The 24,780-nt window shown below is 47.6% G+C and carries 16 protein-coding genes; 6 read left to right on the top strand and 10 right to left on the bottom strand.

Translation table 11 applies throughout. The annotated features are described in order from the left end of the window. The first annotated feature begins 1 nt into the window (after nt 1). The 6 genes from LZG94_RS23840 to LZG94_RS23820 all read left to right on the top strand — a co-directional run bounded on the left by LZG94_RS23840 (nt 2) and on the right by LZG94_RS23820 (nt 10,231). Nucleotides 2-1,225: a Pycsar system effector family protein gene (locus LZG94_RS23840; protein WP_233794173.1), complete on the top strand. Its 1,224-nt coding sequence runs from the start codon at nt 2-4 to the stop codon at nt 1,223-1,225. A gap of 3 nt (nt 1,226-1,228) precedes the next feature. Then, complete coding sequence (locus LZG94_RS26605; RefSeq protein WP_409013358.1) at nt 1,229-1,342, top strand: hypothetical protein; 114 nt, start codon at nt 1,229-1,231, stop codon at nt 1,340-1,342. Further along, entirely contained in the window at nt 1,339-2,193 is an 855-nt protein-coding gene (locus LZG94_RS23835; protein WP_233794172.1) for an SdiA-regulated domain-containing protein, read from the top strand. Before LZG94_RS26605 ends, LZG94_RS23835 begins: the two co-directional genes overlap by 4 nt. Further along, the gene (locus LZG94_RS23830; RefSeq protein WP_233794171.1) at nt 2,190-5,978 is read left to right on the top strand and encodes a metallophosphoesterase; all 3,789 of its coding nucleotides are present in this window, start codon (nt 2,190-2,192) and stop codon (nt 5,976-5,978) included. Before LZG94_RS23835 ends, LZG94_RS23830 begins: the two co-directional genes overlap by 4 nt. A 164-nt stretch (nt 5,979-6,142) precedes the next feature. Next, entirely contained in the window at nt 6,143-10,006 is a 3,864-nt protein-coding gene (locus tag LZG94_RS23825; protein WP_233794170.1) for a GEVED domain-containing protein, read from the top strand. A 42-nt stretch (nt 10,007-10,048) separates the two neighbouring features. Beyond that, a complete protein-coding gene (locus tag LZG94_RS23820; RefSeq protein ID WP_233794169.1) occupies nt 10,049-10,231 on the top strand; it encodes a phage tail protein in 183 nt (60 codons plus the stop codon). A gap of 18 nt (nt 10,232-10,249) precedes the next feature. Here LZG94_RS23820 and LZG94_RS23815 read toward each other — a convergent pair whose 3' ends face one another. The 10 genes from LZG94_RS23815 to LZG94_RS23770 all read right to left on the bottom strand — a co-directional run bounded on the left by LZG94_RS23815 (nt 10,250) and on the right by LZG94_RS23770 (nt 24,615). Next, nucleotides 10,250-10,882 (bottom strand): response regulator transcription factor, encoded by a 633-nt coding sequence (locus tag LZG94_RS23815; RefSeq protein WP_233794168.1) that lies wholly within the window; start codon nt 10,880-10,882, stop codon nt 10,250-10,252. A 102-nt stretch (nt 10,883-10,984) separates the two neighbouring features. Beyond that, nucleotides 10,985-14,101, bottom strand: a complete 3,117-nt coding sequence (locus LZG94_RS23810; RefSeq protein WP_233794167.1) for a sensor histidine kinase — start codon at nt 14,099-14,101, stop codon at nt 10,985-10,987. Nucleotides 14,102-14,209: 108 nt separating this feature from the next. After that, a complete protein-coding gene (locus LZG94_RS23805; protein ID WP_233794166.1) occupies nt 14,210-14,506 on the bottom strand; it encodes a hypothetical protein in 297 nt (98 codons plus the stop codon). Nucleotides 14,507-14,594: 88 nt separating this feature from the next. Further along, nucleotides 14,595-14,906, bottom strand: coding sequence for a hypothetical protein (locus LZG94_RS23800; protein WP_233794165.1), 312 nt, complete (start codon nt 14,904-14,906; stop codon nt 14,595-14,597). A gap of 238 nt (nt 14,907-15,144) precedes the next feature. Further along, nucleotides 15,145-16,605 carry a RagB/SusD family nutrient uptake outer membrane protein gene (locus LZG94_RS23795; protein WP_233794164.1) on the bottom strand — a complete coding sequence of 487 codons (1,461 nt, stop codon included), beginning with the start codon at nt 16,603-16,605 and terminating at the stop codon, nt 15,145-15,147. Nucleotides 16,606-16,617: 12 nt separating this feature from the next. After that, nucleotides 16,618-19,710 (bottom strand): TonB-dependent receptor, encoded by a 3,093-nt coding sequence (locus LZG94_RS23790; RefSeq protein ID WP_233794163.1) that lies wholly within the window; start codon nt 19,708-19,710, stop codon nt 16,618-16,620. A 70-nt stretch (nt 19,711-19,780) separates the two neighbouring features. Beyond that, the gene (locus LZG94_RS23785; RefSeq protein ID WP_233794162.1) at nt 19,781-21,274 is read right to left on the bottom strand and encodes a PQQ-dependent sugar dehydrogenase; all 1,494 of its coding nucleotides are present in this window, start codon (nt 21,272-21,274) and stop codon (nt 19,781-19,783) included. A 1-nt stretch (nt 21,275) separates the two neighbouring features. Further along, on the bottom strand, nt 21,276-22,340 hold the full coding sequence (locus LZG94_RS23780) for a dihydrodipicolinate synthase family protein (RefSeq protein ID WP_233794161.1): 1,065 nt from the start codon (nt 22,338-22,340) through the stop codon (nt 21,276-21,278). 19 nt (nt 22,341-22,359) lie between these two features. Beyond that, complete coding sequence (locus tag LZG94_RS23775) at nt 22,360-23,376, bottom strand: NAD(P)-dependent oxidoreductase (protein ID WP_233794160.1); 1,017 nt, start codon at nt 23,374-23,376, stop codon at nt 22,360-22,362. A gap of 6 nt (nt 23,377-23,382) precedes the next feature. Beyond that, nucleotides 23,383-24,615, bottom strand: a complete 1,233-nt coding sequence (locus tag LZG94_RS23770; RefSeq protein WP_233794159.1) for an Nramp family divalent metal transporter — start codon at nt 24,613-24,615, stop codon at nt 23,383-23,385. Nucleotides 24,616-24,780 lie beyond the last annotated feature (165 nt).

The raw sequence follows: 24,780 nt of genomic DNA, 5'->3' as shown, positions 1-24,780 counted from the left end.
TATGAATTACAACCATCGGCTTGACAAGGTGCGGTATTATGTCCATCATTTTTTTGGCAAAAAAGAACTGGCGCAACTCAGTTACCATAACCTGGTGCATACCGAAGCCGTTGTATCCAATGCAGTCAAAATTGCCAATCATTACCGTTTGGAGGACAAGGAAACTTTCATCGTCGTCACCGCCGCCTGGTTCCATGACACGGGTTACAGCACCGGCGAGGCGGCAGGTCATGAACAACGCGGAGCTGCACTTGCAACCGAATTTCTACGATCCGAAGCATTGGATGAAAGTGTGATAGCAGAAGTGGAAGGGTGCATTCTGGCGACTATATGGCCGCAAAATCCCAAGAATTTCTTGCAGCAGGTGGTTTGTGACGCAGACCTTTTTCATTTCGGAACGCCTGAGTTTTCGGGTTGGAACAAACTGGTGCGCAAAGAAGCAGAACAGCGTTCCGGCAAAAAAATGGACAAAGCGGAATGGCGAAAAAGCACCATTGCATTGCTGGAATCGCACACTTTTCAAACCGACTACTGCCGTGATTTGCTGGCCAAGCAGAAGCGCAGGAACATTGAAAAGCTGAAAGAAAAGGAGCTGGAATCGTCGACCGTTGAACCGGTTGTTGAAACCGTTACGGAAACATTTACTCCGGCAACTGCGCCGGAAGTCTCAGACATTAAAAAGATAAAGAACGACCGACCGGACAAAGGCATTGAAACCATGTTCCGGATCAGTTCCAATAACCATCAGAGGTTGAGCGATATGGCTGACAATAAGGCTCATATCATGATCACAACCACATCCATCATCATTTCTGTCCTGCTTAGCGTTCTCATCCGGAAGCTGGAAGACAACACTTACCTGATCATTCCTACCATACTTCTGCTTACAATTTGCATGATCACAATGGTGTTTTCCATCCTTTCAACACGCCCGACGATCCCGCATGGAACATTTACGCAGGAGGATATTGATACGAAAAATGTGAACCTGCTGTTTTTTGGAAATTTTTACCGGATGTCGTTTAGCGACTATTCCAACGGCATGCAGCGCATGATGAACGACCGGGAGTTTTTATACGGGAGTTTGACCAAAGATGTTTATTCCCAGGGCGTTGTGCTTGGCCGGAAATATCGGTTGCTGCGCATTGCCTACAATGTATTTATGTTCGGTATAGTCGTGTCCGTCATCGCCTTCGTGGTTGCCTCCGCACTTTTTGAACATTGATCAATGATGGTTCTCAACCGTGATATCAGCTGGCTTTCCTTTAATGGGCGTGTTTTGCAAGAGGCAGCCCGCCGGCAGAATCAGCAGACCTATCGGACTAAACGTATTAAAATATGACAACATTCTTACAGCAGATTAGTTTGCTGGCTTTGCTGACTTTGGGCGGGTGCGACTCTACAAAGAAGGAGCGGGTAGTTTACAAAGATTACGATCTGGGCAAGCCGGATAAATTCAACATGCCGGAAAGTCTCTTCGAGATATCCGGCATTACCTTAAATCAGGGCAATCCGGACACTATTTACGCGATCCAGGACGAAGACGGGCGGCTTTACCGGCTGGGTTGGGACGAGCCGAAGCAGCTGAATGTTAAGTTTTCTAAAAAAGGTGATTACGAGGATGTTACCATTATCAAAAACAATGTCTATGTCCTGAAAAGCAATGGCGTCATTTATAATTTTCCATTGACAGAAGCGGTTTTTGAGGAAGTGGAGCAGATCAGGGAGATAAAGAAAATATTACCGAAAGGAGAATATGAAGGCATGTTTGGCGAAGAAACTTCTGACAAAATTTACATTCTCTGCAAAAACTGCGAGCAGGATAATGCCAAGCGCAGCATTACAGGCTACATCATTGAGCCGGACAAAGATTCTTCGCAGATTGCTGGTCAGTTTTCCATCAATGTGGAGGAGATTAAAGCGATCACGGGCAAAGTAGAACGCGGTTTCCGGCCGTCGGGTCTGGCCAAAAATCCGTTGACAAATGACTGGTATATTATCTCAGCTGTCAACAAGCTCATGGTCGTAACCGATAGTCAATGGAAGGTAAAAGAGGCTTATGCGCTGAATGGGAACCAGTTTATCCAGCCCGAGGGTATTACTTTCGATAAACAGGGAAACCTCTACATTTCCAACGAAGGTGACGATCTGTTTTCGGGCAACATTTTAAAGTTTAAAAAAATCAGCCGATGAATCGCGTGTTGCGGGTTATCATTTTTTTCGTTTTGCTGGCTGGTGCTTTTTCATGTGCCAGCTATAAAACCCAATTTTCAAAAGAAGCAGTTAACTGGGAGCAGGACGCGCCGGCCCCGGATCTGGTTTTGAAACACACTATGTATCTCATCGGCGATGCCGGAAACGATTCGCCAGAGAGCCGCGCGCCGGTTTTGGAGTATCTCAAAATAAAGCTGGAAACGGAGTCGAAGAACAGCTCTGCATTGTTTTTGGGAGACAATATTTACGAATACGGCATGCCGCCTGCGGAGGATTCGGCAGACCGGAAAATAGCCGAGTTCAGGATCATTTCCCAGCTGGAAACATTGGATAAATTCAAAGGAACGCCCATTTTCCTGCCCGGCAATCACGACTGGCGCGGCTGGGGCGTGAAGGGTTTGAAGCGTCAGGAAAAATTTGTTGATAAATATATCAATGAAAAGCGCGGTGTCACGGACAAGGAAGATTACGAAAATTATTTTCTGCCCTTAGATGGCTGCTCAGGTCCGGAAGTGATCGAACTGAATGACAATGTGGTGGTTATTGTGGTTGATTCGCAATGGTGGCTTACGGATTGGGATAAGGATTCAAAGATCAATGATGGCTGTGAGATCAAAAACAGGGAACAGTTCCGGTTTATTTTTGAAAACGTGGTTCGTAAATACCGCAATAAAAATGTGGTCTTCGCTATGCACCATCCGCCTTACACCTACGGGCCGCACGGGGGAAGGTTTACCATCAAGCAACATATTTTTCCTTTAACAGAGCTTAATCCCGATCTATGGATCCCACTGCCTGTGTTGGGCAGCATCAGCGCCATATTCCGCGCAACGATCGGCTCGAAGCAGGATGTTGCCAACAAGCATTACAAAGACTTGCGCACCGCTGTGATGGCAGGGGCGAAAAAGAATGGCAAATTCATTTTTGCCAGCGGCCATGAGCATGCATTGCAATTTATTGAAAACGATAATCAGAAATTCATTGTCAGTGGAAGCGGGAGTAAGAATAGCCCTGTAAGCCTGGGTAAGGGCTCGCAGTTTGCTTCATCCAGGCTGGGTTATTCAACCATTGATTTTTATGAAGGCGGCGAGGCATGGACCAATTTCTGGGAAGTTAGCGCCGATGGAAAAGAGGCCAAGGTGGTTTTTCGTAAAAAGATTAAGGATAAGCAAACCATTGAATTGCCTGATTCTACCATCGCATTTACAGAATATAACCAGCATAATGATTCCACAAGCCGGTATGTGACCAGCAATGAGGTAAAACCTGTGGGCAGATTTCATAATTTTCTGCTCGGCCGGCACAACAGAGATCTTTACGTTCGAAAATATACATTCCCCGTTTTAGACCTGAGCAAATACAAAGGTGGCGTCACGGCCGTCAAACAAGGCGGCGGTAACCAGACCAATTCTCTTCGATTGCGGGACAATGATGGGAAAGAATACGCATTAAGAGGCCTGACCAAAGACGTGAGCCGGTTTTTGCCATTTCCATTCAATCAAATGATCGCTGCGAAATATCTGGTTGAAGATAACTTCCTGTCAACCAATCCTTTTGCGCCGCTTTGTATGCCTGTATTGGCGGATGCGGTGAAAGTTTACCATACCAATCCGAAATTGTACTATGTCCCGGCGCAGCCCGGGCTGGCCACTTACAATGCGCTTTTCGGTGGCACAATGAACTTACTGGAAGAACGGCCGGACGGAAAACGATGGAAGCAGGCCGCTTTTTTTGGGAATCCTGATAAAATCGTCAGCACACCTGAACTGGTAGAAAGCATGCTGGAAAATGGCAAGCATAAGGTGGATGAAGCATGGGCGATCCGAACCCGCCTCTTCGATTTTGTCGTGGGTGATTGGGACAGGCATGATGATCAATGGGCGTGGTCATCGGTGAAGCAGCCGGATGGGACAATATTATACCGCCCGATCCCGAGAGACCGTGACCAGGCGTTTTCCATGTATGATGGCGTGCTAACCGGCGTTGCGCGGCTGACATTGCCATTTCTGCGTCAGCTTCAAAGTTTTAGTCCCGAGATCCAGAGTATGAAATGGACCACATGGAGCGCCCGGCTTTTTGACAGAACATTCCTCACCCGGCTTACGTGGCAGCAATGGGAAGAACAAGCAAAATTCATCCAGCTTAACCTGACCGACGAAGTTATCCATAACGCTTTTGCCAGCTGGCCTGAGGAAGCCAGAAAAATATCCTCGCCTGCATTGATCCGCAACATAATAAGCCGCCGGGATAACCTGCATAAAATGGCCCGGACGCATTATGAATTTGTAAGTGAAAATGTAAATGTGATAGGCACGGAAGAAGAAGAACGGATTGTGGTGGAAAGGCTGGATGACAGGCGGACCAAAGTATCGGTTTACGAAACAGGAAAAGACCGCCATATCAAGCACTTGAATTACGAGCGCGTTTTTGACGCGGACGTTACCAGGACGATCAATGTTTATGGCAATGGCGATGATGACGAATTCATCGTAAAAGGAGATGCGAATAAGGGCATTCAGGTTAGATTGATCGGCGAATTGGGAACGGATGTGTTTGCGGACAGCACGAAAGCGGGCGCGGGAAAGAAAAAAACGCTGGTTTACGACGATCTTCGCAACAACACAGTCGTTTCCGGTGCTGACATAAAAGACAAACGCACAAATCTTTACCGGTACAATGTCTATGACAGGCGAAGTGCCGACAGCAATTACGACATTGCCATCCCCGCACCCATTCTGGGCGTCAACCCGGACGATGGCCTTTTGCTCGGTGCAAGTGCTACCTGGATGCGTTATGGATTCAAAAAAGAGCCTTATGCCTCATTACATGCCTTTGGGGCCAGTTATGCATTTGCTACCAAAGGCTTCAAAGTCAATTATACCGGTGATTTTATCAATGCTTTCAAGAAGTTTGATTTTTATCTGGACACTTATTATCACGGGCCAACCTACGCATTCAACTACGCAGGATTAGGAAATGATACGGAGAGGCCGGTTGATGATCCGGATTTTTACCGGGTACGACAAAGCTTTTTACACATTTATCCTGCATTAAAAAAACGGTTCGGAGGTACTTCGGGCTTCATTACGCTTGGCCCAACCTTGGAGCTGTCAGACATCCAGCCAACGCGCGGAAGGTTTATTACAAGTGCGGAAAACGAATTATCCGATGATGTTTTTGAAACAAAAATGTTTGCCGGCGGCAAGTTTCAACTTGACTTTAACAGTGTTGACAACATTTTTGCACCGCACACAGGTATCCGTTTTTATGCCGGTTTCAACTGGACGACCAACCTGGATAACAAGAATAACTTCGGCTCATTCCGGGCGAAATTCGCCTACTATACCAGCCTCGATGCCAGAGAAAACATTATTCTGGCAACTCAAATAGGAACCGGGCTGATCTTTGGGGACAGTTATGAATTTTTCCAAATGCCCACATTGGGAGGTAAGCAAGGTTTGCGGGGCTATCGTACGGAGCGATTTTACGGGCACAGCAGCATCTGGCATGATACCGACCTTCGTATCCGGTTGGGGAGCAGCTATAACCCGACGTTACCCCTTACTTACGGCGTTTTTGGTAGCTTCGATTATGGCCGTGTCTGGCTGGACGATGAGGAGTCAAAATCTTTGCATTATAACTATGGAGGCGGGGTCTGGTTTGCGCCGGTTGATATTCTCACATTCGCGGTAGGGGCCTTTATACCCAAAGAAAAAAAAGAAGAAAAGCCGCGGATCGCGTTTCAGATCGGTTTTTGGTTCTGAAATTCCAAGAAATATTTTCGGATCTAATAACAGAATCGGCCGTGCGCGCCGGTCTGCATTGCTATCACACCGTTTGATACCGAAACGCTGAGTAGCAATTATTTGCTATTGTGCACCGTGTGTAGTTTACTGTTTTTTGTATAAAAGACCTTAACTACGTTCGGATGAAAACCATAAAATTCTACTTCACATTCTTTTTATTCCTCTTGTGCCTGGCCGACGGTAGCAGCCTTTATGCACAAACGTATTGCGCTTCTGCGGGTGTTAATGGCCAGAGTATATTTAATGTAACGATTGGCACTTTAAACAATTCTTCGAACTGTAGTCTAACGGGTGGCGACGGGTCTGTTTTAAATGATTATGCAAATTATACCGAGCTGGCCGCTCCGGATCTTTTCCAACTAGCGCCTCTTCCTTTTTCTATCGGCATCGGTAGTTGTAGAAATTACGGACAATCCACGACATCGATCTGGATTGATTATAACCATGACGGAGCTTTTGATGGGGAGGGTGAACTCGTATATCGCTCAGCTGGATTTTTCAACCCGTCTTATACGGTATCAGGTTCAATCGTTATTCCTCAGACCGCCCTGCCAGGCCCAACCCGGATGCGGGTTATCAACTCCAATGAATCGAATGTAAGTCCTTGCGGAGATTATAGCGGAGGTGAAACAGAAGATTACACAATAAATATTCTAAGCACAGTTGCGTGCACTGGCCAGCCTGCACCGGGAAATACCGTAGCAAGTGAATCCGTTACCTGCTTCAATCGCACCATTGATTTGTCGTTTTCATCCGCTTCCGCACTCAACAGTGTCGATGCTGCCGGCTTCACTTACCAATGGTTTAACAATGCGGGTCCGATTTCCGGTGCGACCAACCCGACATACACGGCAACCATTACAAACGCAGACAATTTTTATTGTGAAGTCACCTGTACGGTGAGTGGCCAAGTTGGTCAATCAACTCCGGTTTCCATTAGTTTAAAACCGTTTGATCAATGCTATTGTACTTCTGTTGCTGCCAGTGCCGCGGGGCTGGACATTTTTAATGTAACAGCAGGGACGCTCAATAACACTTCTGACCTTTCCGCGGCAGGCGGCCCCGGATCAGTTACAAACAGATATGCCGATTATACCACTGTGGTGTCATCGCCGGTCTTTAATCAGTTGGCGGCAATTCCATTTTCCGTGCAAATAGCTGAGAACACCGGTACTGCCGCCACTTCTGTCTGGATCGATTACAATCAGAACGGCATTTTTGAAGCTCCCGATGAAAGAGTATATCAAACAGCAACGCCAACTTCCGGAAACCAAACGCTTACCGGCTCTTTTATCATTCCATCCAGTGCGTTGACGGGCACAACCCGTATGCGGGTAATTACAAATGCTGGTCAAAATCCGGTAGGCTCTGCTTGCGATAGTTATGATCAGGGCGAAACGGAAGATTATCTGGTCAGCATCGAGCTGCCGCTGGTGTGCAGCGGCGCCCCGGCACAAAGCAATACAATCGCTACACAAGAGCAGGATTGCGCGGATGGAAGGTATACATTTTCGCTGAGCCCTGCTGTGACGACGATCGGCAATACGTTTCAATGGTATAATAACGACGGACCCATTGCCGGCGCAACAGGCGAGACTTATACTGCAAAAATTACAAGAGAGGATGTTTATTACTGTGATGTATCATGCTCCAACGGCGAAACAACGACGAGATCGATCCCGGTTTCTGTTGCTCCCTGCTATTGCAAATCTTACGCTCGGGACCCAGAGGGATTAGATATTAATAATGTGACAGTAGGGACGCTCAACAATTCAACCACCTCTTTTCAGCTTGGTGGGCCGGGATCTGTGTCGGGTGCTTATTCTGATTTCACAACCCTTGTGGATGCGCCTGTCTTTAATCAATCAGCCACGATTCCATTTTCAATATCCGCTGGCGGAAGCGCTTTTTTCTTTAATACAATGATCTGGATTGACTACAACCGCAATGGTTCCTTTGAAAGTCCGGACGAATTGATATTTCAAGGACGGGGTGAGGGGAGTCTTACTGCCACGGGCTCATTTTTAATCCCTAAAAACGCACCCACAGGTACTACCCGTATGCGGATCATTTCCGCCCAGAACGCCGGCCAAAGTCTGTTTACTTCTCCGTGCGGAGACTATTTTAAAGGAGAAACAGAAGATTATCTGATCAACATTGTACCGCCACCGTCTTGTAGTGGAACCCCTGCCCAAACAACTACTATTGCGACCCAAAACCTGGTTTGCCCCGAAGTAAGTTTTACTTTTTCGCTGAGTCCGATCATCACAACGGGCGACAACACTTATCAATGGTACAATGATGCCGGTCCCATTGCCGGTGCTACCGACGATACCTACACAACCACCATCACCGGTCCCGACAATTTTTATTGCGCTGTAACTTGTCCAACCGGCGAAAGCACAACCCTATCAACACCCGTGGCTGTTCAGCGCCCCTCCCTTTATTGTTCCTGTACTTCCATTTCAGAAGATGCCAATTCTGCCGACATTGCCAATGTGACGATAGGCGAATTAAACAACTCCTCGAATTGTGGTCAAACCGGCGGACCTGGCTCAGTGCTGAGTCGGTACTCGGATTACACCCGGGTGATTGCCGCCACTAACCTTACAGCAGGTAACACCATTCCGATCTCTGTATCAATGACTTCTTGTGGTCGATTTACTATGAGTTCGACATCTGTATGGATTGATTTTAATCATAATGGAAGTTTTGATGCACCGGGGGAAAGAGTTTTTTCCTCACCAGATAACCTTGGGGCCGAATACACTTTGACAGGTTCCGCTTCCATACCGGAAGACGCGCTGCCTGGCCTGACACGTATGAGAGTCATATCCGGGAGCGGAGATATCATTAATTCTGCCTGCGGGGACTATCGACTGGGCGAAACGGAAGATTACTTTGTGAATATAGTTGCTCCTATTTGCAGCGGTAACGTCACGCTCCCCACAGCAGCAACAACAAATACGCAAAATCTAGCCACAACGCCTCTAATAGCCAATGATTGTGAATATATAGCCAAAGTAGTGCCCACAAACGGTTTTACGGAAGCTACCATTAAAAGCTGGCTTGAAACAACCCCGCCTTTCAACTATGTGCCGCGGCATTATGAGATTACACCAGCCACAAACGCAAACACAGCAACCGGCACGGTAACCTTGTACTTCTCACAAGCCGATTTCGACGTCTATAATGCAACGATCAATGCTGGCCTGCTACCAACCGGCCCGGATGATGCCGCGGGTATTGCCAACTTCCAGATCGTTAAATTTTCAGGAACCAGCGCGACAGGCCTGAACTATCCAGGACCACCAAAACCTATCCCGGGCGCGGGAAATTCATGGAATGCAGGAGAATATACTTTTGTCTGGAACGCAACTAATTCCATCTGGGAAGTAACATTCCCTGTAACCGGATTCAGCGGCTTTATTGCGAAATCGATTGGTCAACCTTTACCAGTTACACTGATTTCTTTCACGGGCAAGACCGTAGAAAAAAGTAATGAACTTACCTGGAAAACCAGCTCCGAAGTCAATTTCAGTCATTTCGAGATCCAAAGGAGCGTGAATGCGAAAAAATTTGAGAAAATAGGTGAACTAGCATCGGATCAACCCGGAATTTACACTTTCCTGGATCCTAATGCATCTATCGGAAAAGTATATTATCGCCTGAAAATGATAGATCTGGACACCAAATACAGCTTTTCCAAAATAATCGCATTGGAAGGCAACACAGAAAACGCGGTAGTCGGCAACATTTATCCCAACCCAGGTACTGGTAAAGTATATATTGAAATCAATGCATTAACGAAAGGAACCTGGAATATAAGCAGTTACGATTTGTCAGGGAGATTACTATCGCATAAGAGCAAGATACTAAAAGCCGGATCGAATATCATTACGATTGACAAGCTGTCTCCTGGTCTGAACATTTTGAAATTTGACAACGGAAGTATTTCCGAAATCAGGAAAGTTGTAAAAGAGTAGCGGTTGTAAAAGAGTAGCGAAAGCATAAAACGATTACTCGCCATGGATTATCCCTACGTAGGCGAAATCAAGCTATTCGCCGGGAAATTCGCTCCTGATGGTTGGATGTTCTGCGATGGGAAGCTGCTTCCCATCGCAGAAAACCATTTCCTCTTTCACGTGCTGGGAACCACTTACGGCGGCGACGGGCAGGTTACATTCGGCCTGCCGATATTTCCCCTGTGAGTAACACAGCTCCCGGCGTTACACCAACCTCTCCCTGATCGCCAGACTCACCGCCTCGGTGGCGCTATTGACATAGAGCTTATCATAGATATTGCGGATGTGGTTATTCACCGTATTGTACGCGATATCACATTCTGCGGCGATTAATTTGTAGCTATAACCTTTAACCAAAAATCCTAAAATGTGCTTTTCACGCTCCGTGAGGTGGTAGTCCTTCTTGCTGGCTGCATCAGCAGAAAAGTAACGCAGTACCTTGGTTGCAATGCTGCCGGTCATCGGCGCACCGCCTTCAAGTGCCTCTCTTAAGCTTTCAATGAATCTTTCCGGGCTTGTTTTTTTGAGTAAATATCCGTTTGCGCCGGCTTGCAGACTACCAAAAATCCGTTCATCTTCCTCAAAGTTTGTTTGGATGAGCACAGGTAATGCACCAAAATGTCTTCTGATCAGGATGGTTGCGTCTATGCCGTTTATTCCGGGCATATCAATATCCATGAGCACCAGATCGGGCTTCGATTCGGTAATGTTCGCTAAAAGATTGTTGGCATTGGGAAATGTCCCCGTGCACACAAAACCATCCGAAAGATTGAGCAGCATGGACACACTATTTAACCTCTCCTGATTATCGTCGAAAATAATGATCCTTGATGCCATAGCGTGCATTAACAGCATTTAGTATGATATTGAAATTCATGCTGCAAAATTAACAATCGAATTTTTTCTACAATATAGCAAATACTAGTCATCTCTATTTGATCAGAATATCAATGTAATAGTAGTGCCATTATCAATAGCTCCGTGGATCGTAAGCTGTCCCTTCATCTGTGCCGCGCGCTGATGCATATTGGCGAGCCCATTCCCTTTTTTAATAAATTCCGGGTCAAACCCCCGGCCATTGTCCCTGATAGTTAGCTTAATACGACCGTCCTCGCGGGTCGTCAACACTTCCACAATACTTGCACTCGAATATTTGGCAGCATTGTTCATCGCTTCTTTAAAAATCAGATACAGGTTTTTTCGTGTCTGCATATCCAATTTCAGGTTTTGGATCTGGCTATCCGCCTCAAAGCGAAAAGCAAACCCTTTGGAATCTGCCAGTGTGCTGCCAAATTGAAACATACGTGCAAACACATCCTCGATCTGATCGCTGCCCGCTTTTACACTCCATACGATATCACTAAGTCCTTCCTGAACCTGCTGGGCATTATCCTTAATTTTCTGGACCACCTGCTGATGTTCAGCTTTCTCCATTTGCATAAGCAAAGCCTGGCTGTAAAACGTAATGCTGCTGAGCGTGCTCCCGATCTCATCATGCATATCCGCGCTGATCCCGTTACGGATTTTTTGAATATCCATGATTTGCCGAAGCCGGTATTGGTAGAATAGGTAAATCAAAGAACCCACGGCAAGTATACTAAGAACGAAAAACCAAACTGATTTGTACCAGGGCGTAAGCACCCGGACCGGTGACTGCCATTCCTGGCTACTCCAATCGGCGCCTCCCACAGAAACCTGCACTTTGAGCGTGTAATTTCCGGGTGGCAGGCTGTTGAATAGTAATTTATTCCCGTTTTCAATCACCTGCCAGCGATCATCCCCCCATCCTTCCAGTTTGTAACGAAACCGGTTCAATGAGGTGTTCTGGTAGTCCGGGCTCATAAATGAAAATGCAAAAAGCCGGTCACCGGGGTTGAAAATGATCTGTTGCCCAGCCGGATGCGTAATGATCGTATCGGTTTTGTTTTGACTGGCATCGAATTTCGAATAGGAAATAAGTTGTAATGCGCTTTCTTTATTTGAGCTTAAATCAAGCTGCTCCGGATTGAATGCAACAACGCCATTCAGGCCACCGAAATAAAGTGTACCGTCTCTCGATTTCAGATACGACCCGTGATTGAATTCCAGGTGAGGTAATCCGTCTGACATTCCGTAGTTATGGAATTTTCTGGTTCTTGTATTAAAACGCGACAAACCTTTGTTGGTACTCAGCCAAAGATTTCCCTGTTTGTCGGGCAGGGCCGCATAGATATTGTTGTCAGGCAGGCCATCGTGCGTGGTGAACAGCTGCGTTTTTTTACTGTTCACGTCAATGCGGATCAACCCCTGCCCGGTTGCTGCCCACAAGACATTTTCATAAAATACTGTGTGAAAGATCTGTAAAGCAGGCAGCTTGATCTTGTCGCCCGCCGCCTGTCCATAATGTTCATAAATGCTGGCATCCCGGTTCAGCACATATAAGCCATTTGTGGTACTCACTAAAACCCGGTTTTCCTTCCACGGCATGAAGTTATTCACACGTTCATTCTTGATATAGCGACCGGCTTTATCATTTAACAGAACAGGTTTGAGATCCCGCGTACCGATTATGCCCATTCCACCCCAGGTGCCTGTCCAGAACGTAGAATCATTGAGCTTGTAAAAAGAGGTAAAGCCACGTCCGCTCACAAAAGGGAAATCCACCTCGGTGTAAGCCTCGGTCTCGGGATCAATTTTGATGAATTCTATGCCATCTGTGACCGCATAAACCTCGTCTTTGGTGAAGAGCACTTTGTAGGGGATCACCATGTTCTTTGTAGTTTTGTCATGGCTGTGCAGCTGCATGTGTCTGCTCCGGTGTGCCACAGGATCAATCTGATGAAGCAGAAATTGCAAACCATCCTGGTTATAACCATAAGAACACACCCAGATCATTCCCGAATTATCCTCGGTAATGCCCCGGACGCTGCTACCGATATCGCCCGACTTTTCTAACGGGACACTCATGTACCTTCTGAAAATTTCTTCGGTGAGCGTCACTTTTATAAGACCATCAACGCCCGAAACCCAAAAAGTGCCGTCCGTGCTTAAACAGGCACCAAAGAAGAAAATATCAGCACCCGATTTTTGTAAAAGGCGGGTTGTCAGGTTTGTAAACTGGCCCGTCTTTTGATTTAAAAATCCAATCTCTTTTGCAGATTTATACCACTTGTAATTTCCTTTATGTGCATAAATGAAATCGGGCGCCACCGGGGAATCGATGTCGGTAAGCGGGCCAAAAGTTCGGGCTCCGAGCGCGTATTGACGCATCCGGAACAGCTTACCCGCTTTTTGCTTGTAATATATCAGCAATGAATCCGCACCGGACTGCACAACACCGAAGACACTGAAATGTCGCGAATCCATATCTTTTGCGAACAGTCTGGTCCGGTTGACCAGATTTGCTTTTTCATCGATTTCGTCCAGAAAAGTACTGTCGCTGAATGCATATCTCCTGCTTTTTCCATCCAGAAATAATTTAATTACCTGGCTTCCAACAGCAGCAGGATGTCCGGCGTCGGTGGGCGGCGTGTACAGAGCGACAGGGGCGTGATCCTTATTGATTTGAATAAGCTTACCCCGGGGTATCGACACCCAGGCACTTTGATCACCGTCGAAAAATACATCTAGATGCTGTTTTGAATCAACACTTTTAAAGGCAATGGAAGGATTAATGGTCTTGCAGGTCAGATTAAGTGGATTAACAATGCTGACGCCGATATTATGCGCTACCCAGATATCCCCATTGGGCCCGGTCTTGATCTGATTGATCAGCGTTCCGCCGCCGATGGAGCGGGTAAGCATTGCAGTAAAATTCTGGAAATTATAACCATCATAGCGCCAGAGTTCCTGACCGGTAGCCACCCACATAAATCCCCGGCCATCCTGTGCCAGCGAACGCGTATTGCGGCTGGGTAAACCCTGCTCCGGGCCAAACAACTGAATATTCACACGCGTTTGCGGCGCCTGACCATAACAGATGTTTGTAAAAACCAGGAATACAAAAGGAAGCAGACGATACGACCGGATTAGTATACAAAACAAATTCAACTTGAACCGTAAAAGTCTGCGCTGCATGAAGAGACAGGAAGTGTTGGTAAGACGGATGTAACTAGTATACTATTAAAGTCGATTTACAGATTAAAAGACTTACCAGTTCTTTTCTAACCAAACTCACGTTACTTCTTATTTACGTTCGCGTATGGATGTGATGATAATCCAATTACCCTGGACTTTCGAACCACTACTTTCGTCTTTTTTAAAGCGAATCCAGACAGGCTTATTTTCCGTGTTGTATGCTGCCGGTATGTTAGCTCTATATTGAATTGAATCCACATAAACGAACCAACCACCACACCAGCCGCACATTAACGGATCTGCGCGACCAATGATAGCTGCCTTTTCCTTAGTCTTCACTTCGGAGCAGCCTACCAAACCAGCAACAGCCAGGAAAAGAACAAGGAACGCTACGTGAGTTTTCATATTAACGGATTGTTTTGACTTAAGAAACTCAGACAACGTAAATAGTTGTAAATGTCCGCCCGGATCGGACGTTAGTTTCCATAAAGCACTACCCTTTAATTTGCGCCTCCCGCCATCGCATTTTTAAAGCGTTTAATTCAATTGCCTGCTTAAAAATCAGCTCCGTTCTTTTCTGTTGTATCCGAAGTTTGTACCGCTGCATTTGCAAATGTTGCCTGCGAATTTGCAGTGCTTTGCTCAAAAAGCTCCCTTCTTCTTCGATTGATTCCAGCTTCCTGAAATGGCGATAAAGGAGACGTTGCTTGCGTTCGGCAGCCTCCTTGTCGTAGTTTGATATCTGTGCTTGATGTTCACGTAGTAGTTTGACAATTTCCTGTCTCAAATCCAATTCACTTAACATTAATTCTACATTGTTTATCTAAAAAATTTGAGTTAAACAATTAATTATCAGGGTGGTACGAAGTAACGTGGCTTCACTAAAAAAGTTATGCCGCAGCAATTAGTTTATATTTCCGTGATTGAATTTACTCCGCATTTCCTCTTCTGATCTTCAATAAAATGAGTTAGTTAAGGACTTAATAAAAAGAAAAAGCGGCCTGCCCTATAAAAAGGGCAGGCCGCTTTGCTTGCATCAGAAATTAATACCCGTTATTCTGTTTCAGTCCCGAAGACAGGTCGATCTGCGCCTGTGGGATCGGGTACACACTCATAAAAGGTTGGGGAGAAAGATTAACTACAACCGGCGTTTTGGAAGCGTAGTTATACAGCCTTTCCTCCTGCTTCATCACACTCAGGAATTTGCCCGTGCGAACCAAGTCAAACCAGCGCTCGTTTTCGTAAGCCAGTTCCAGCTGACGTTCCAGCAGGATAAGATCCATTAAATCCGCCGCCTCGGTGCCTTTGTAATTGTGCGTTGCATTGCCAAAAGCACGCTGGCGCACGCGGTTAAGCTGGGTCAATGCGCCTGGTTTGTCGCCCAATGCATTCAGCGTTTCGGCGTAAAGCAGCACCGCATCGGCGAACCGCAGCACAGGAATATCAATGCCCGAAGCGCCATAGGAATGTTTTACGGCGTATTTGCTCACATAAGGATACCAGATCGCCGGCGCATTGGGTTGTGCAGGTGATACCCACCATTCCTGAATTGTGGCCGCTTTGCGCTTGTCTCCTTCTTCATATTTTTTCATGAGGCTCCACGAAGGCAGCGACGTTTCAGCGCCACGGTCCGTCACGCCTACGATCCCGCCATTGGGTGCGTAGTTGGTCGATAAACTGTGTCCATTGGTACCGTCAATGTATTTCACGGTGAAAAGTATCTCGCTGTTATCCTCCGTACCCAGTTGCCAGAGTGAGGCAAAATCATTGACCAATGCATAATCAAAATCCTTGATCAGCCTTTCAAACTGCGTTTTTGCATTCGCATAATCTTTCCGGTACACATACACTTTACCCAGCAAACCCACCGCCGCGCCCCGGCTCGCACGCCCGGTCGCAATCGCATTACGAAGTGGCAGCTTGGCAGCAGCGTCGGTCAGGTCGGCGATGATCTGCGCGTAAATCTCTTCTTCGCTCGATTTGGGCAATGCTGCGGCCTCCGAAATAGATATTTTTTCTGTCACTTTTGGCACGCCGCCGAAAATGCGGACCAGATCAAAGTAGTAGAGCGCGCGCATGAATTTGGCCTCACCAATGTACTGATCCTTCGCGCCAGCCGCATAATTGACTGGGTTATCAATATTCAGCAAAACCGAATTAGCCCGGAAAATTCCGTTGTAAGTCGTGTTCCAGAATGCGGCAGTTAATGCGTTATCGGAGTTAAGCGTCAGAAAGTCAACGTCGTTGGAGCCGGCAATGGTGGTGTTGGTCGACATGTACAAATTGTCTCCCGGCACTTCCATCAGCAGGTAATCCGATGCGCGACGGTTTTGCAGATTGTTGTAAATCCCCAGCACCGCCTGGTTGATATCATTGGCAGTTTTATAAAAATTGTTGGCAGTCAGTACTGATTCCGGCGTCGGATTGAGCAGTTTGTCTTCGCAGCCGGCCAATCCCAATGCCAGCGCGGCAAAGCATTTTATGAGGTTATTTCTGATATCCATGGTCGGTTCAGTTTAAAAATTGAAGTTGATACCCAGCGTGTACACCCGGTTGATCGGCGCAGCACCGTTGTTGAAACCCGGCTTGCTGCCCGTTCCCGCAATCTCACCGCCGGTATACCCTTCCGGATTGTAGCCGTGAAATTCCTTTTTAGTGAACATGAATGGATTGGCCAGCGAAGCGTAGATCCTGAAATTGGACAAATGAGCCTTTTGAACCAGATCCAGCGGCAGCGTATAACCCAGGTTGATGTTGCGGACAGCCAGGAAAGAAGCGTCTTCAATGTAAGCGTCGGACGAAGACTGGTAAGTAAGCTGGCTCAGCGAGCTGCCGGGCGTCATGCCGTCTCCGGTTTCCGATTGCGACCACCATTGTCTCTCCACGAGCGGGCGGCGCATGGCACCCAGTAATGCACCTTCGTAATATTCATTTTCAAAATTGTAGATCTTCGCACCTACCGAAGCCTGCATGGCAATGCTCAGATCGAAGCTTTTCCATGCAAAATTGTTGATCAGACCGAAATAGGCTTTGGGCTGAAAGTTGCCGAGAATGACCTTGTCCGCAGAGGTGATCTTGCCGTCGCCGTCCACATCCTGATATCTCGGGTTACCCGGTTTGGAGCCTGAAAGTACCGGTGAGTTATTGACTTCCTCCTGATTTTGCAGTACACCTGCAATTTTATATCCATAATAAGAGAACATTGGCTGCCCCAATCTCAAAATCCAGCCCATTCCGTACGTATCGGTCGTAATGCGTTCCTGCACGCCGCCCAGGTCTTCCACGGTATTGACATTCTTCGCCATATTGAACGAGGTCTCCCATTTGAATGCGCCAACTAGGTTTTTGGTGGTCAGCTCCACTTCAAAACCCTTGTTACGAACCGTTCCGACATTGGATAATGAACTCGTAAATCCGGTGATCGAAGGAATGGAAACGTTGTAAAGCAAACCGTTGGTCTTTTTGTCATAATAATCCAGGACGACACTAATGCGGTTTCTGAATAAACCCAATTCCAAACCCACGTCATAGCTCGACGTTTTTTCCCAGCTCAGACTATTGTTACCATACGAAACCTGCGTCTGGCCTTTGGTAAGCGTATTATTAGGCGCATAATACACATCGCCGATCTGGCCCAGGTATTCAAAATCGCCGATATTGAAGTTACCCGTCGCGCCGTAGCTCGCCCGCAGTTTCAGCTCGCTCACTGCCGAAAGGCTCTTCATAAATTCCTCCTGTGACACCCGCCATGCTACCGAGGCCGAAGGGAAATAGCCCCATTTATTTTCCGGCCCGAACCGCGAGCTACCGTCCGTACGGATCGAAGCCGAGAGCAGGTATTTGTCTTTAAAACCATAATTAACCCGGCTGAAATACGAGATCAAACCCCACTGCGACCTGGTCGAGTTGGTAGCGGAAGGGTTAATGATCGCATTGTTCAATGTCCTGACAATGTCGTTGTTAAATGATCCGTTCACCGCCGCCATGTTCGAATTATTCGAGTTGAACTTCTGGTAAGAAGCTCCCGCGATCGCGCTCAATGTATGTACTTCCTTGAAAGTCTTATTGTAGCTCAACACGTTCTCATTGGCAATGCTGTAACTGTTGCTCTGCGCCAGCGAGCCTGAATTCAGGTTGGTACTCTGCGCCCAGGAAGCCTGAAAACGGTCCGTCTGATTGGAAGCCAGGTTGGTACTGATCGAGGAGCGCAATGAAAGTCCTTTGGCAAGGTTCAGGTTCAAAAACGCCTCTCCCAGGTTATTGACAGTGGTCCCGTAGTAATGCGAACCTTCGAGCGTCGCCATCGGATTGGCTTGTCCACTCACCACGGCACCCCAGTATGAGCGTGAATTGGGATAAGTACCGTCGGGATTCTGAACTGCTACGAAACTTGGGAATTTAATATAATTGTTGATGTCCGTCGAAGCAAAACGTCTTTTGGAATAGGAAGGATTCAGCATAAACCCAAGGCTCACCACCGAGTTGACCGTCACATCCACATTAGCGCGCACGCCGTAGTTTTTGTACCAGGTGTTTTTCAAAGTTCCTTGCTCGTCTTTCAGCGTTCCCGACACATAGTACCGCACGTGGTCCGTTCCCCCGCCTACCGACAGGTTGTAATTCTGAACAGTTGCGCTGCCGAGCACTTCATCTTCCCAAACCACATTGTTTCCGTTTTTCAAAACATCGCTCACCTGGTATGCATTGGGGCGGCGCGGGTCGTTCCAAACGGGTAATGTCGGGTCGCCGCCAATCCACGCGTATTCCCTGTTTTGGTAGCGTACGGCATAATCGTAGTACTCCTGCCCCACCAGCCAGTCGCCGTGTTTCTTCGGACTCGCAACGCCTGCGTAGGCATTAAAATTGAATTTTGCCTTTCCCGATTTTCCTTTTTTGGTTGTGACAATGATCACCCCGCCTGCACCTCGCGAACCGTAGATTGCAGCAGCGGATGCGTCTTTCAGTACTTCAATGGATTCGATATCATTGGTGCTGATGCTCCCCAGACTACCGCCGGGAAAACCGTCGATCACCACCAATGGATCGTTACCTGCGTCAATAGAGCTTGCTCCGCGGATCCTGATCAGCGGCGCGCTACCCGGCGAAGTATTTGTTTGTGAAACGTTTACCCCTGCCAGCCGGCCAGCCAGCACCGATTCGGGCCTGCCGACGGGAATCTGGTCTAAAACGGTATTTTCAACTTTGGATACCGCCGCTGTCACCGAGCTTTTCTTGATCGCACCATAACCCACTACCACCAGCTCGTCGAGTACGGTGTTGTTTTGCCGAAGCGTCACATTGATCACCGATTTACTTCCAACCGGCACTTCACTTTTTTCGTAGCCAATAAATGAAAACGTGAGCACATCGCCTGCACCCGCCTGGATCCGGTACTTTCCGTCGGCGTCGGTGCTGACCCCTTTACTGGTCCCCTTGATCACCACGCTCACACCCGGCAGCGAGACGTTTCCGACACTGTCGACCACAATACCGGACACCTCCCCGGCATCCTGCGCGCGACCGGTGAAGGTCAGGAGCATTGCCAGCAGGAGCATAGGCAATCTCCATTGGGGTAATGTCCACTTTTTGTAAAAATTTAATCTGTTCATAGGAATTGGGTTTATTGGTTGTTTGGAAAAACGCTGGCTCGGGCACGTGCCCGGTATTCATCAAAAAAAATCACTTTGCGCGCGCGGCTTTGACTTCCTGCTCGGAAACCGCACTGAGCTGGTTTCCAAAGTTCTGTCGTACATAGGTTGCTACTTCGGCAAGATCACTGTCTTTTAGAAATGACATGGCCGGCATGTGCTGGTCATAAGATTTTCCACTCACTTCTATTTTGCCTGAAAGTCCATTGAGCACGATATTGATCAGCTGCTCCTTATCCTTTACCTGCGCAGTTTGCCGCAGCGGTGGAAATACTTCGGCTACCCCTTCCCCATTCTGTTTGTGGCAGGAGGCACAATACTGATTATAAATGCGTTGTCCTTTCGGCGCTTCCGGAGAAGTGGCAGTTTGCGCTACCTGGTCTGTTGCTTTGCCCGGCGTAAGGCGTAAAATCTGGTCGTCAGCTGGCTTTGGAAATCCGGTTGCCGGGTTCCAGTCGCGGTTGCTGGTGGAAACGTAGATGCTGCCATCCGGGCCAATGCAAATGTCGCGGAGCCTGCCATACTTAGCGTCCAGTACAATGCTTTCGGATTCTATTTTCTTACCGGTTTGATCGGGTTTGAGAATGCGCAAATCACTTTCTTTCAGGGTTGTAAGTAAAATGGCATTCTTCCATTCCGGAAACAGATTCTTATTGTAAAAAACAATCCCTGCCGGTGCAATCGTCGGTGTCCAGGATTTAATGGGCTCAATGATTTTAACCGAATCACAAAGCTGCTTTTCTTTCGGCTGATCACAAAAACCTTCCACTTTCGGCCAGCCATAGTTGCCGCCTTTTTGAATAATATTCAGCTCATCTTCCAGCGCGTCGCCGTGTTCGGAGGCGTACAGCAGCCCGTTTGCGCCATAAGTCAATCCCTGAATATTACGGTGTCCCCAAGACCAAACCAGGCTTCTCTTGATCGGATTATCTGCCGGCGCAGTACCATCTATATTCATGCGTAAAACCTTCCCATTCAGTGACTTCTTATTCTGTGCGTTGGTGATCGTAATCGCGTCTCCGGTGGCAAACATCAGTTTTCCATCGGGTGCAAAAACGATCCTGGAACCATTATGGCCCGTGTGCGCAGGAATTTCAAGCAGTATTTTCGGTTCGGTAAGCTTGTTGTTTTTATAGGTAAAACGAACCAGCCTCGTGGTGATCGCAGAATCTTTTTTACACATATAATCCACAAACACGAACGGCTGACGCTTGAAATCGGGGTGGATCGCCATGCCCAGCAAACCCAGCGAACGATAGCGGTATACATCATCGATTTTTGCGAGCAAGGTTTTCACGCCCGTTTTCGGATCGACTTTGCTGATCGTACCACTTTGCTCTGTAAACCATATCTGATTATCGGGTCCCCAGATGATCTCCCAGGGAACATTCAGTCCGGATGCTACGATGCTGACTTTCAATGGCGTATCGACGGGCGTTACGGACCGCTGCGGTTCGTTTTGCCTAACCCAAAAATGCAGCATGCCCGTCACAAACAAGACTGCCGCTAACCGATACACCACCATGTTACTGGATCAGATTGACTTCTTTTTCCAAAAATGCGCTTACAAATTCATCATCCACCAGATGCGGATACGCTTCGGTAACCCTGGTAATTTCATCGGCCTGTCCCGGCGAAAGGTCTTCTTTCGGATTCAATGTCCAGATTCCTTCCATTAATCCCTGCCTGCGAAGTACCTCGTGAACACCGGTAATGCAGCCGTGAAAATTGTTGGCTGGATCAAAAATCGCTGCATTCATGTCAGTCACTTCCACATTCGCGCTGAGCAGTTTTTCAATATCTTCTTTGGTGCCGTTCATGGCTTTTTTAATGTCTGCCAACAACTGCACCGATCTTTCAGTCCAGACAGCATAATGCCCCAGCAGGCCGCCTACGAAGCGTTTTTCGACAACATTTCCATTGATATTGAATACAAATGGCGTCAGCAGATCGGCTACGATGTTATCGTCGTTTCCGGTGTATAATGCAATGTCATCTTTCCGCGAAGAGCCCGCCACGGCCCGAACAACATCCAGCGTCTGATAGCGGTTGAATGCCGCCACTTTGATCGCAGTTACATTCGGTATCTCGGCAAATTCCTGCCAGAAATTATAACTGAATACCCTTCCTCCCACAGCTACCTGCAAATAGAACCCGAATACCGGAATTTTCGCCGCCACCTTTTTTACATGCGCAATGATCTCATCCTCAGGCTCAGTTTTGAATGCGGCCATGCTCACCAGTCCCAGATCATAGCCGTATTTAATGGCGATATCTGCCTCCTTTAATGCCTGCTGCGTTTTTCCGCAGATCCCTGCCACTTTGATAAATGGCCTGTCTAGTGCTGCTTTGTCTATTTCTTCCGAGGTGATCGCGAGTACTTTTTCAAACAAATTAATGTGCGGATCTCGGATCTCGAACTGGGTGGTGTGCACGCCGATCGCCACGCCACCGGCGCCGCTGGCCATGTAGTACCGCGTCAGTCCGCGCTGCCTCTGCTCGTCCAATTGCAGCTCCCGGGTCAATGCAAGCGGGTGCGCAGGAATGACCGTTCCTTCAAACAGCAGCTTTTTCTTCTGTTCGTCTAACATCTTGTATTCAATTTAATAATTAAAAGTGTCCCTTGCGCTCCTGGAAATGCGTGGGCTTGTTAATGGTTTGTCCGCCTTCCAGCAGCCACTGCGCGGTAATGCCGATCATTTGTTTCAATGTGGTTCGCGGATAGCCAAACAAGCGGAATGATTCCGCCGCATTGCTCAGCAGCGCCGTAGGCTGTTCTTCACCCAAAAATTCAGGAACGGTATTAAATATACGTCCGAATTCCTGAGCCAGCCAGCGGAGTGAAACGGTCTCCGGTCCGGTAATGTTCAAAAGCTTCGCCGGCGCCTCGCAATGCAGCAGCGAGCGGATCGCCATTTCATTTGCATCGCCCTGCCAGATCACATTCACATGTCCCATACTCACATCGATCGGCTTCCCGTTCAATACCGATTTGGCAATTTCCAGCAGTACACCATAACGGAAATCAATGGCGTAGTTGAGACGGTAGATCAAAAGCGGTGTTCCGTAAACCGATGAAAAGTATTGAAACAAACGCTCGCGCCCCAGGCACGACTGTCCATACTCGCCTACCGGATTAGCCCGCAGCTCCTCGGTAGCACCACCAGAGTTCACCGCCGTAAACGGATACACATTCCCCGTTGAATACACCACTATCTTCGACTTACGAAATTTCTCAGCCACGCGGCCCGGCAGGTAGGTATTCATGGCCCAGGTGTAAGGCTCATTATTGGATGTTCCGAATTTGGTTCCTGCCAGATAAAGCACATTATCTATCTCAGGTAAGTTCTGCAATTGACTGTCATCCAGGATATTTGCAGAAATCGTCTCAATACCTTCTGCATTCAGTTCGGCGGCAAGTCCGGCCTCGCTGAACCGGGAAACTGCCACCACGCGTTTGTCCAGACCAGCGCGCTCGATCGCCTGCTTTGCGAGCCGGCAAATGCTCGGACCGATTTTGCCTCCTGCGCCCAGCACCATGATATCGCCGTCAATGCGCTTAATATCCTCGATCAATGCCTCCGACGGGCTCAGCCATTTTTCTTCCAATGAAGCGATGTCAATCATAAAAAGTTATTTGAAAAGCGGATTATTAAAGAATAGTTCTTTGGAATTAATGATCGCAAGACCGAAAATGACCAGCAGCCCGATTCCCGCCACAATTTTCACAAGCGGACTATTGACCTTATCGCCCATGATCTCCTTATCATTCCCGACCATATAAATAGCAGTACCGATAAAAGGCACTACAAAAATGGTCACGCTCTGGGCGAAAACGATCAGTTCGAGCGGCAGTTTACCAAAACGTACTGCCACCAAAGCGCCGATAATCATGACCAGCGCCACCAGGTAACGCACTGATTTTGAACTAAAATTACTCCCTAACCCAAGCGCGTCGCCCAGCAATGTGCCGCCTACGGATGCATTCCCGATGAGCGAAGAGAAAGCAGCACCAAACAAACCGATCAGAAACAATGTCGATGCATTTTCACCAAAAATCGGTTCAAGGGCCCTGGCCATATCCGTGGCGGAGTTCACTGCAATACCTTTGGGATTCAGGATCGCGGCGGCGCAGATGATCACAATAGCGCACATCACGCCCAGAATGATAATTCCGGTCGTACTATCGTTTTTCGCCTGGCGTAGTGCCGGATTGATCCGGATCCTTTCCTGGATCAGGTACGACTGGTATAATGCACCCACAATGGAAAAGCACGATGCCACAAAAGCGATGATCAAACCCTGCGAACCTTCCGGGATCACCGGCGTCGTAAAACCTTTTACAATTTTTACCGGATCAGGCGCAGCCCAAAAGAATGTAGTAATGAATGAAAACAGCATTACAAAAATCAGCACGATCATTGTCCGCTCTAACACAGAATAGAAGCTTCTAAAAAATAACAAACTGATCCCGAGCGCATTGAAAAATATAATCCACGGAACCGGAGAAGTATGGTACAGCTCTCCCACCGCAATACCCACACCTACCGAGTTCCCCGCCTGAAAAGAAGTACTCACCAAAAAGACGCCCAATCCCATTGCCACCGAAGCTGGCTTGCCCCATTTCTGTTTCACAGAAGCCAGAAGCGATTGATTCGTCGCTACTCCAATACGTGTAGACATCGCCGTGAATACAGCCATGAAAACGATCGCAATAATCACCACCCACAAAAGGGAGTAACCGTAAACCGCGCCGATCTTCGAAGTGATGGTCAGCTTACTTGGTCCGAATACCAATGCGGCGGTGATCATTCCGGGGCCAAGTGATTTGAGCCACCTGAGGACTTTGTCTTTCAGATCTTCCAAGATAAAAGGTGTTTAAGGGTCAGGTAAAGAAAACGCTGATGCAATTTACGGGCACGTGCCCGTAAAGGTAGAAAAGAATTTTAAAATTCTAGTTTTGCCGAATTTATTTATAGAAAATTCTGTGGTATTATTTACCAGTGCCGGATTCTAGCGCGAATGGCAGCG

This window comes from Dyadobacter sp. CY343 (genome assembly GCF_021390335.1).
Lineage (GTDB): Bacteria > Bacteroidota > Bacteroidia > Cytophagales > Spirosomataceae > Dyadobacter.
This window is presented reverse-complemented; position numbering and strand designations above follow the sequence as displayed.

Bases quoted from the DNA above. Each gene is read 5' to 3' on its own strand.
- LZG94_RS23840 (WP_233794173.1), top strand. From the start codon at position 2: ATGAATTACAACCATCGGCTTGACAAGGTGCGGTATTATGTCCATCAT.
- LZG94_RS26605 (WP_409013358.1), top strand. From the start codon at position 1,229: ATGATGGTTCTCAACCGTGATATCAGCTGGCTTTCCTTTAATGGGCGT.
- LZG94_RS23835 (WP_233794172.1), top strand. From the start codon at position 1,339: ATGACAACATTCTTACAGCAGATTAGTTTGCTGGCTTTGCTGACTTTG.
- LZG94_RS23830 (WP_233794171.1), top strand. From the start codon at position 2,190: ATGAATCGCGTGTTGCGGGTTATCATTTTTTTCGTTTTGCTGGCTGGT.
- LZG94_RS23825 (WP_233794170.1), top strand. From the start codon at position 6,143: ATGAAAACCATAAAATTCTACTTCACATTCTTTTTATTCCTCTTGTGC.
- LZG94_RS23820 (WP_233794169.1), top strand. From the start codon at position 10,049: ATGGATTATCCCTACGTAGGCGAAATCAAGCTATTCGCCGGGAAATTC.
- LZG94_RS23815 (WP_233794168.1), bottom strand. From the start codon at position 10,882: ATGGCATCAAGGATCATTATTTTCGACGATAATCAGGAGAGGTTAAAT.
- LZG94_RS23810 (WP_233794167.1), bottom strand. From the start codon at position 14,101: ATGCAGCGCAGACTTTTACGGTTCAAGTTGAATTTGTTTTGTATACTA.
- LZG94_RS23805 (WP_233794166.1), bottom strand. From the start codon at position 14,506: ATGAAAACTCACGTAGCGTTCCTTGTTCTTTTCCTGGCTGTTGCTGGT.
- LZG94_RS23800 (WP_233794165.1), bottom strand. From the start codon at position 14,906: ATGTTAAGTGAATTGGATTTGAGACAGGAAATTGTCAAACTACTACGT.
- LZG94_RS23795 (WP_233794164.1), bottom strand. From the start codon at position 16,605: ATGGATATCAGAAATAACCTCATAAAATGCTTTGCCGCGCTGGCATTG.
- LZG94_RS23790 (WP_233794163.1), bottom strand. From the start codon at position 19,710: ATGAACAGATTAAATTTTTACAAAAAGTGGACATTACCCCAATGGAGA.
- LZG94_RS23785 (WP_233794162.1), bottom strand. From the start codon at position 21,274: ATGGTGGTGTATCGGTTAGCGGCAGTCTTGTTTGTGACGGGCATGCTG.
- LZG94_RS23780 (WP_233794161.1), bottom strand. From the start codon at position 22,340: ATGTTAGACGAACAGAAGAAAAAGCTGCTGTTTGAAGGAACGGTCATT.
- LZG94_RS23775 (WP_233794160.1), bottom strand. From the start codon at position 23,376: ATGATTGACATCGCTTCATTGGAAGAAAAATGGCTGAGCCCGTCGGAG.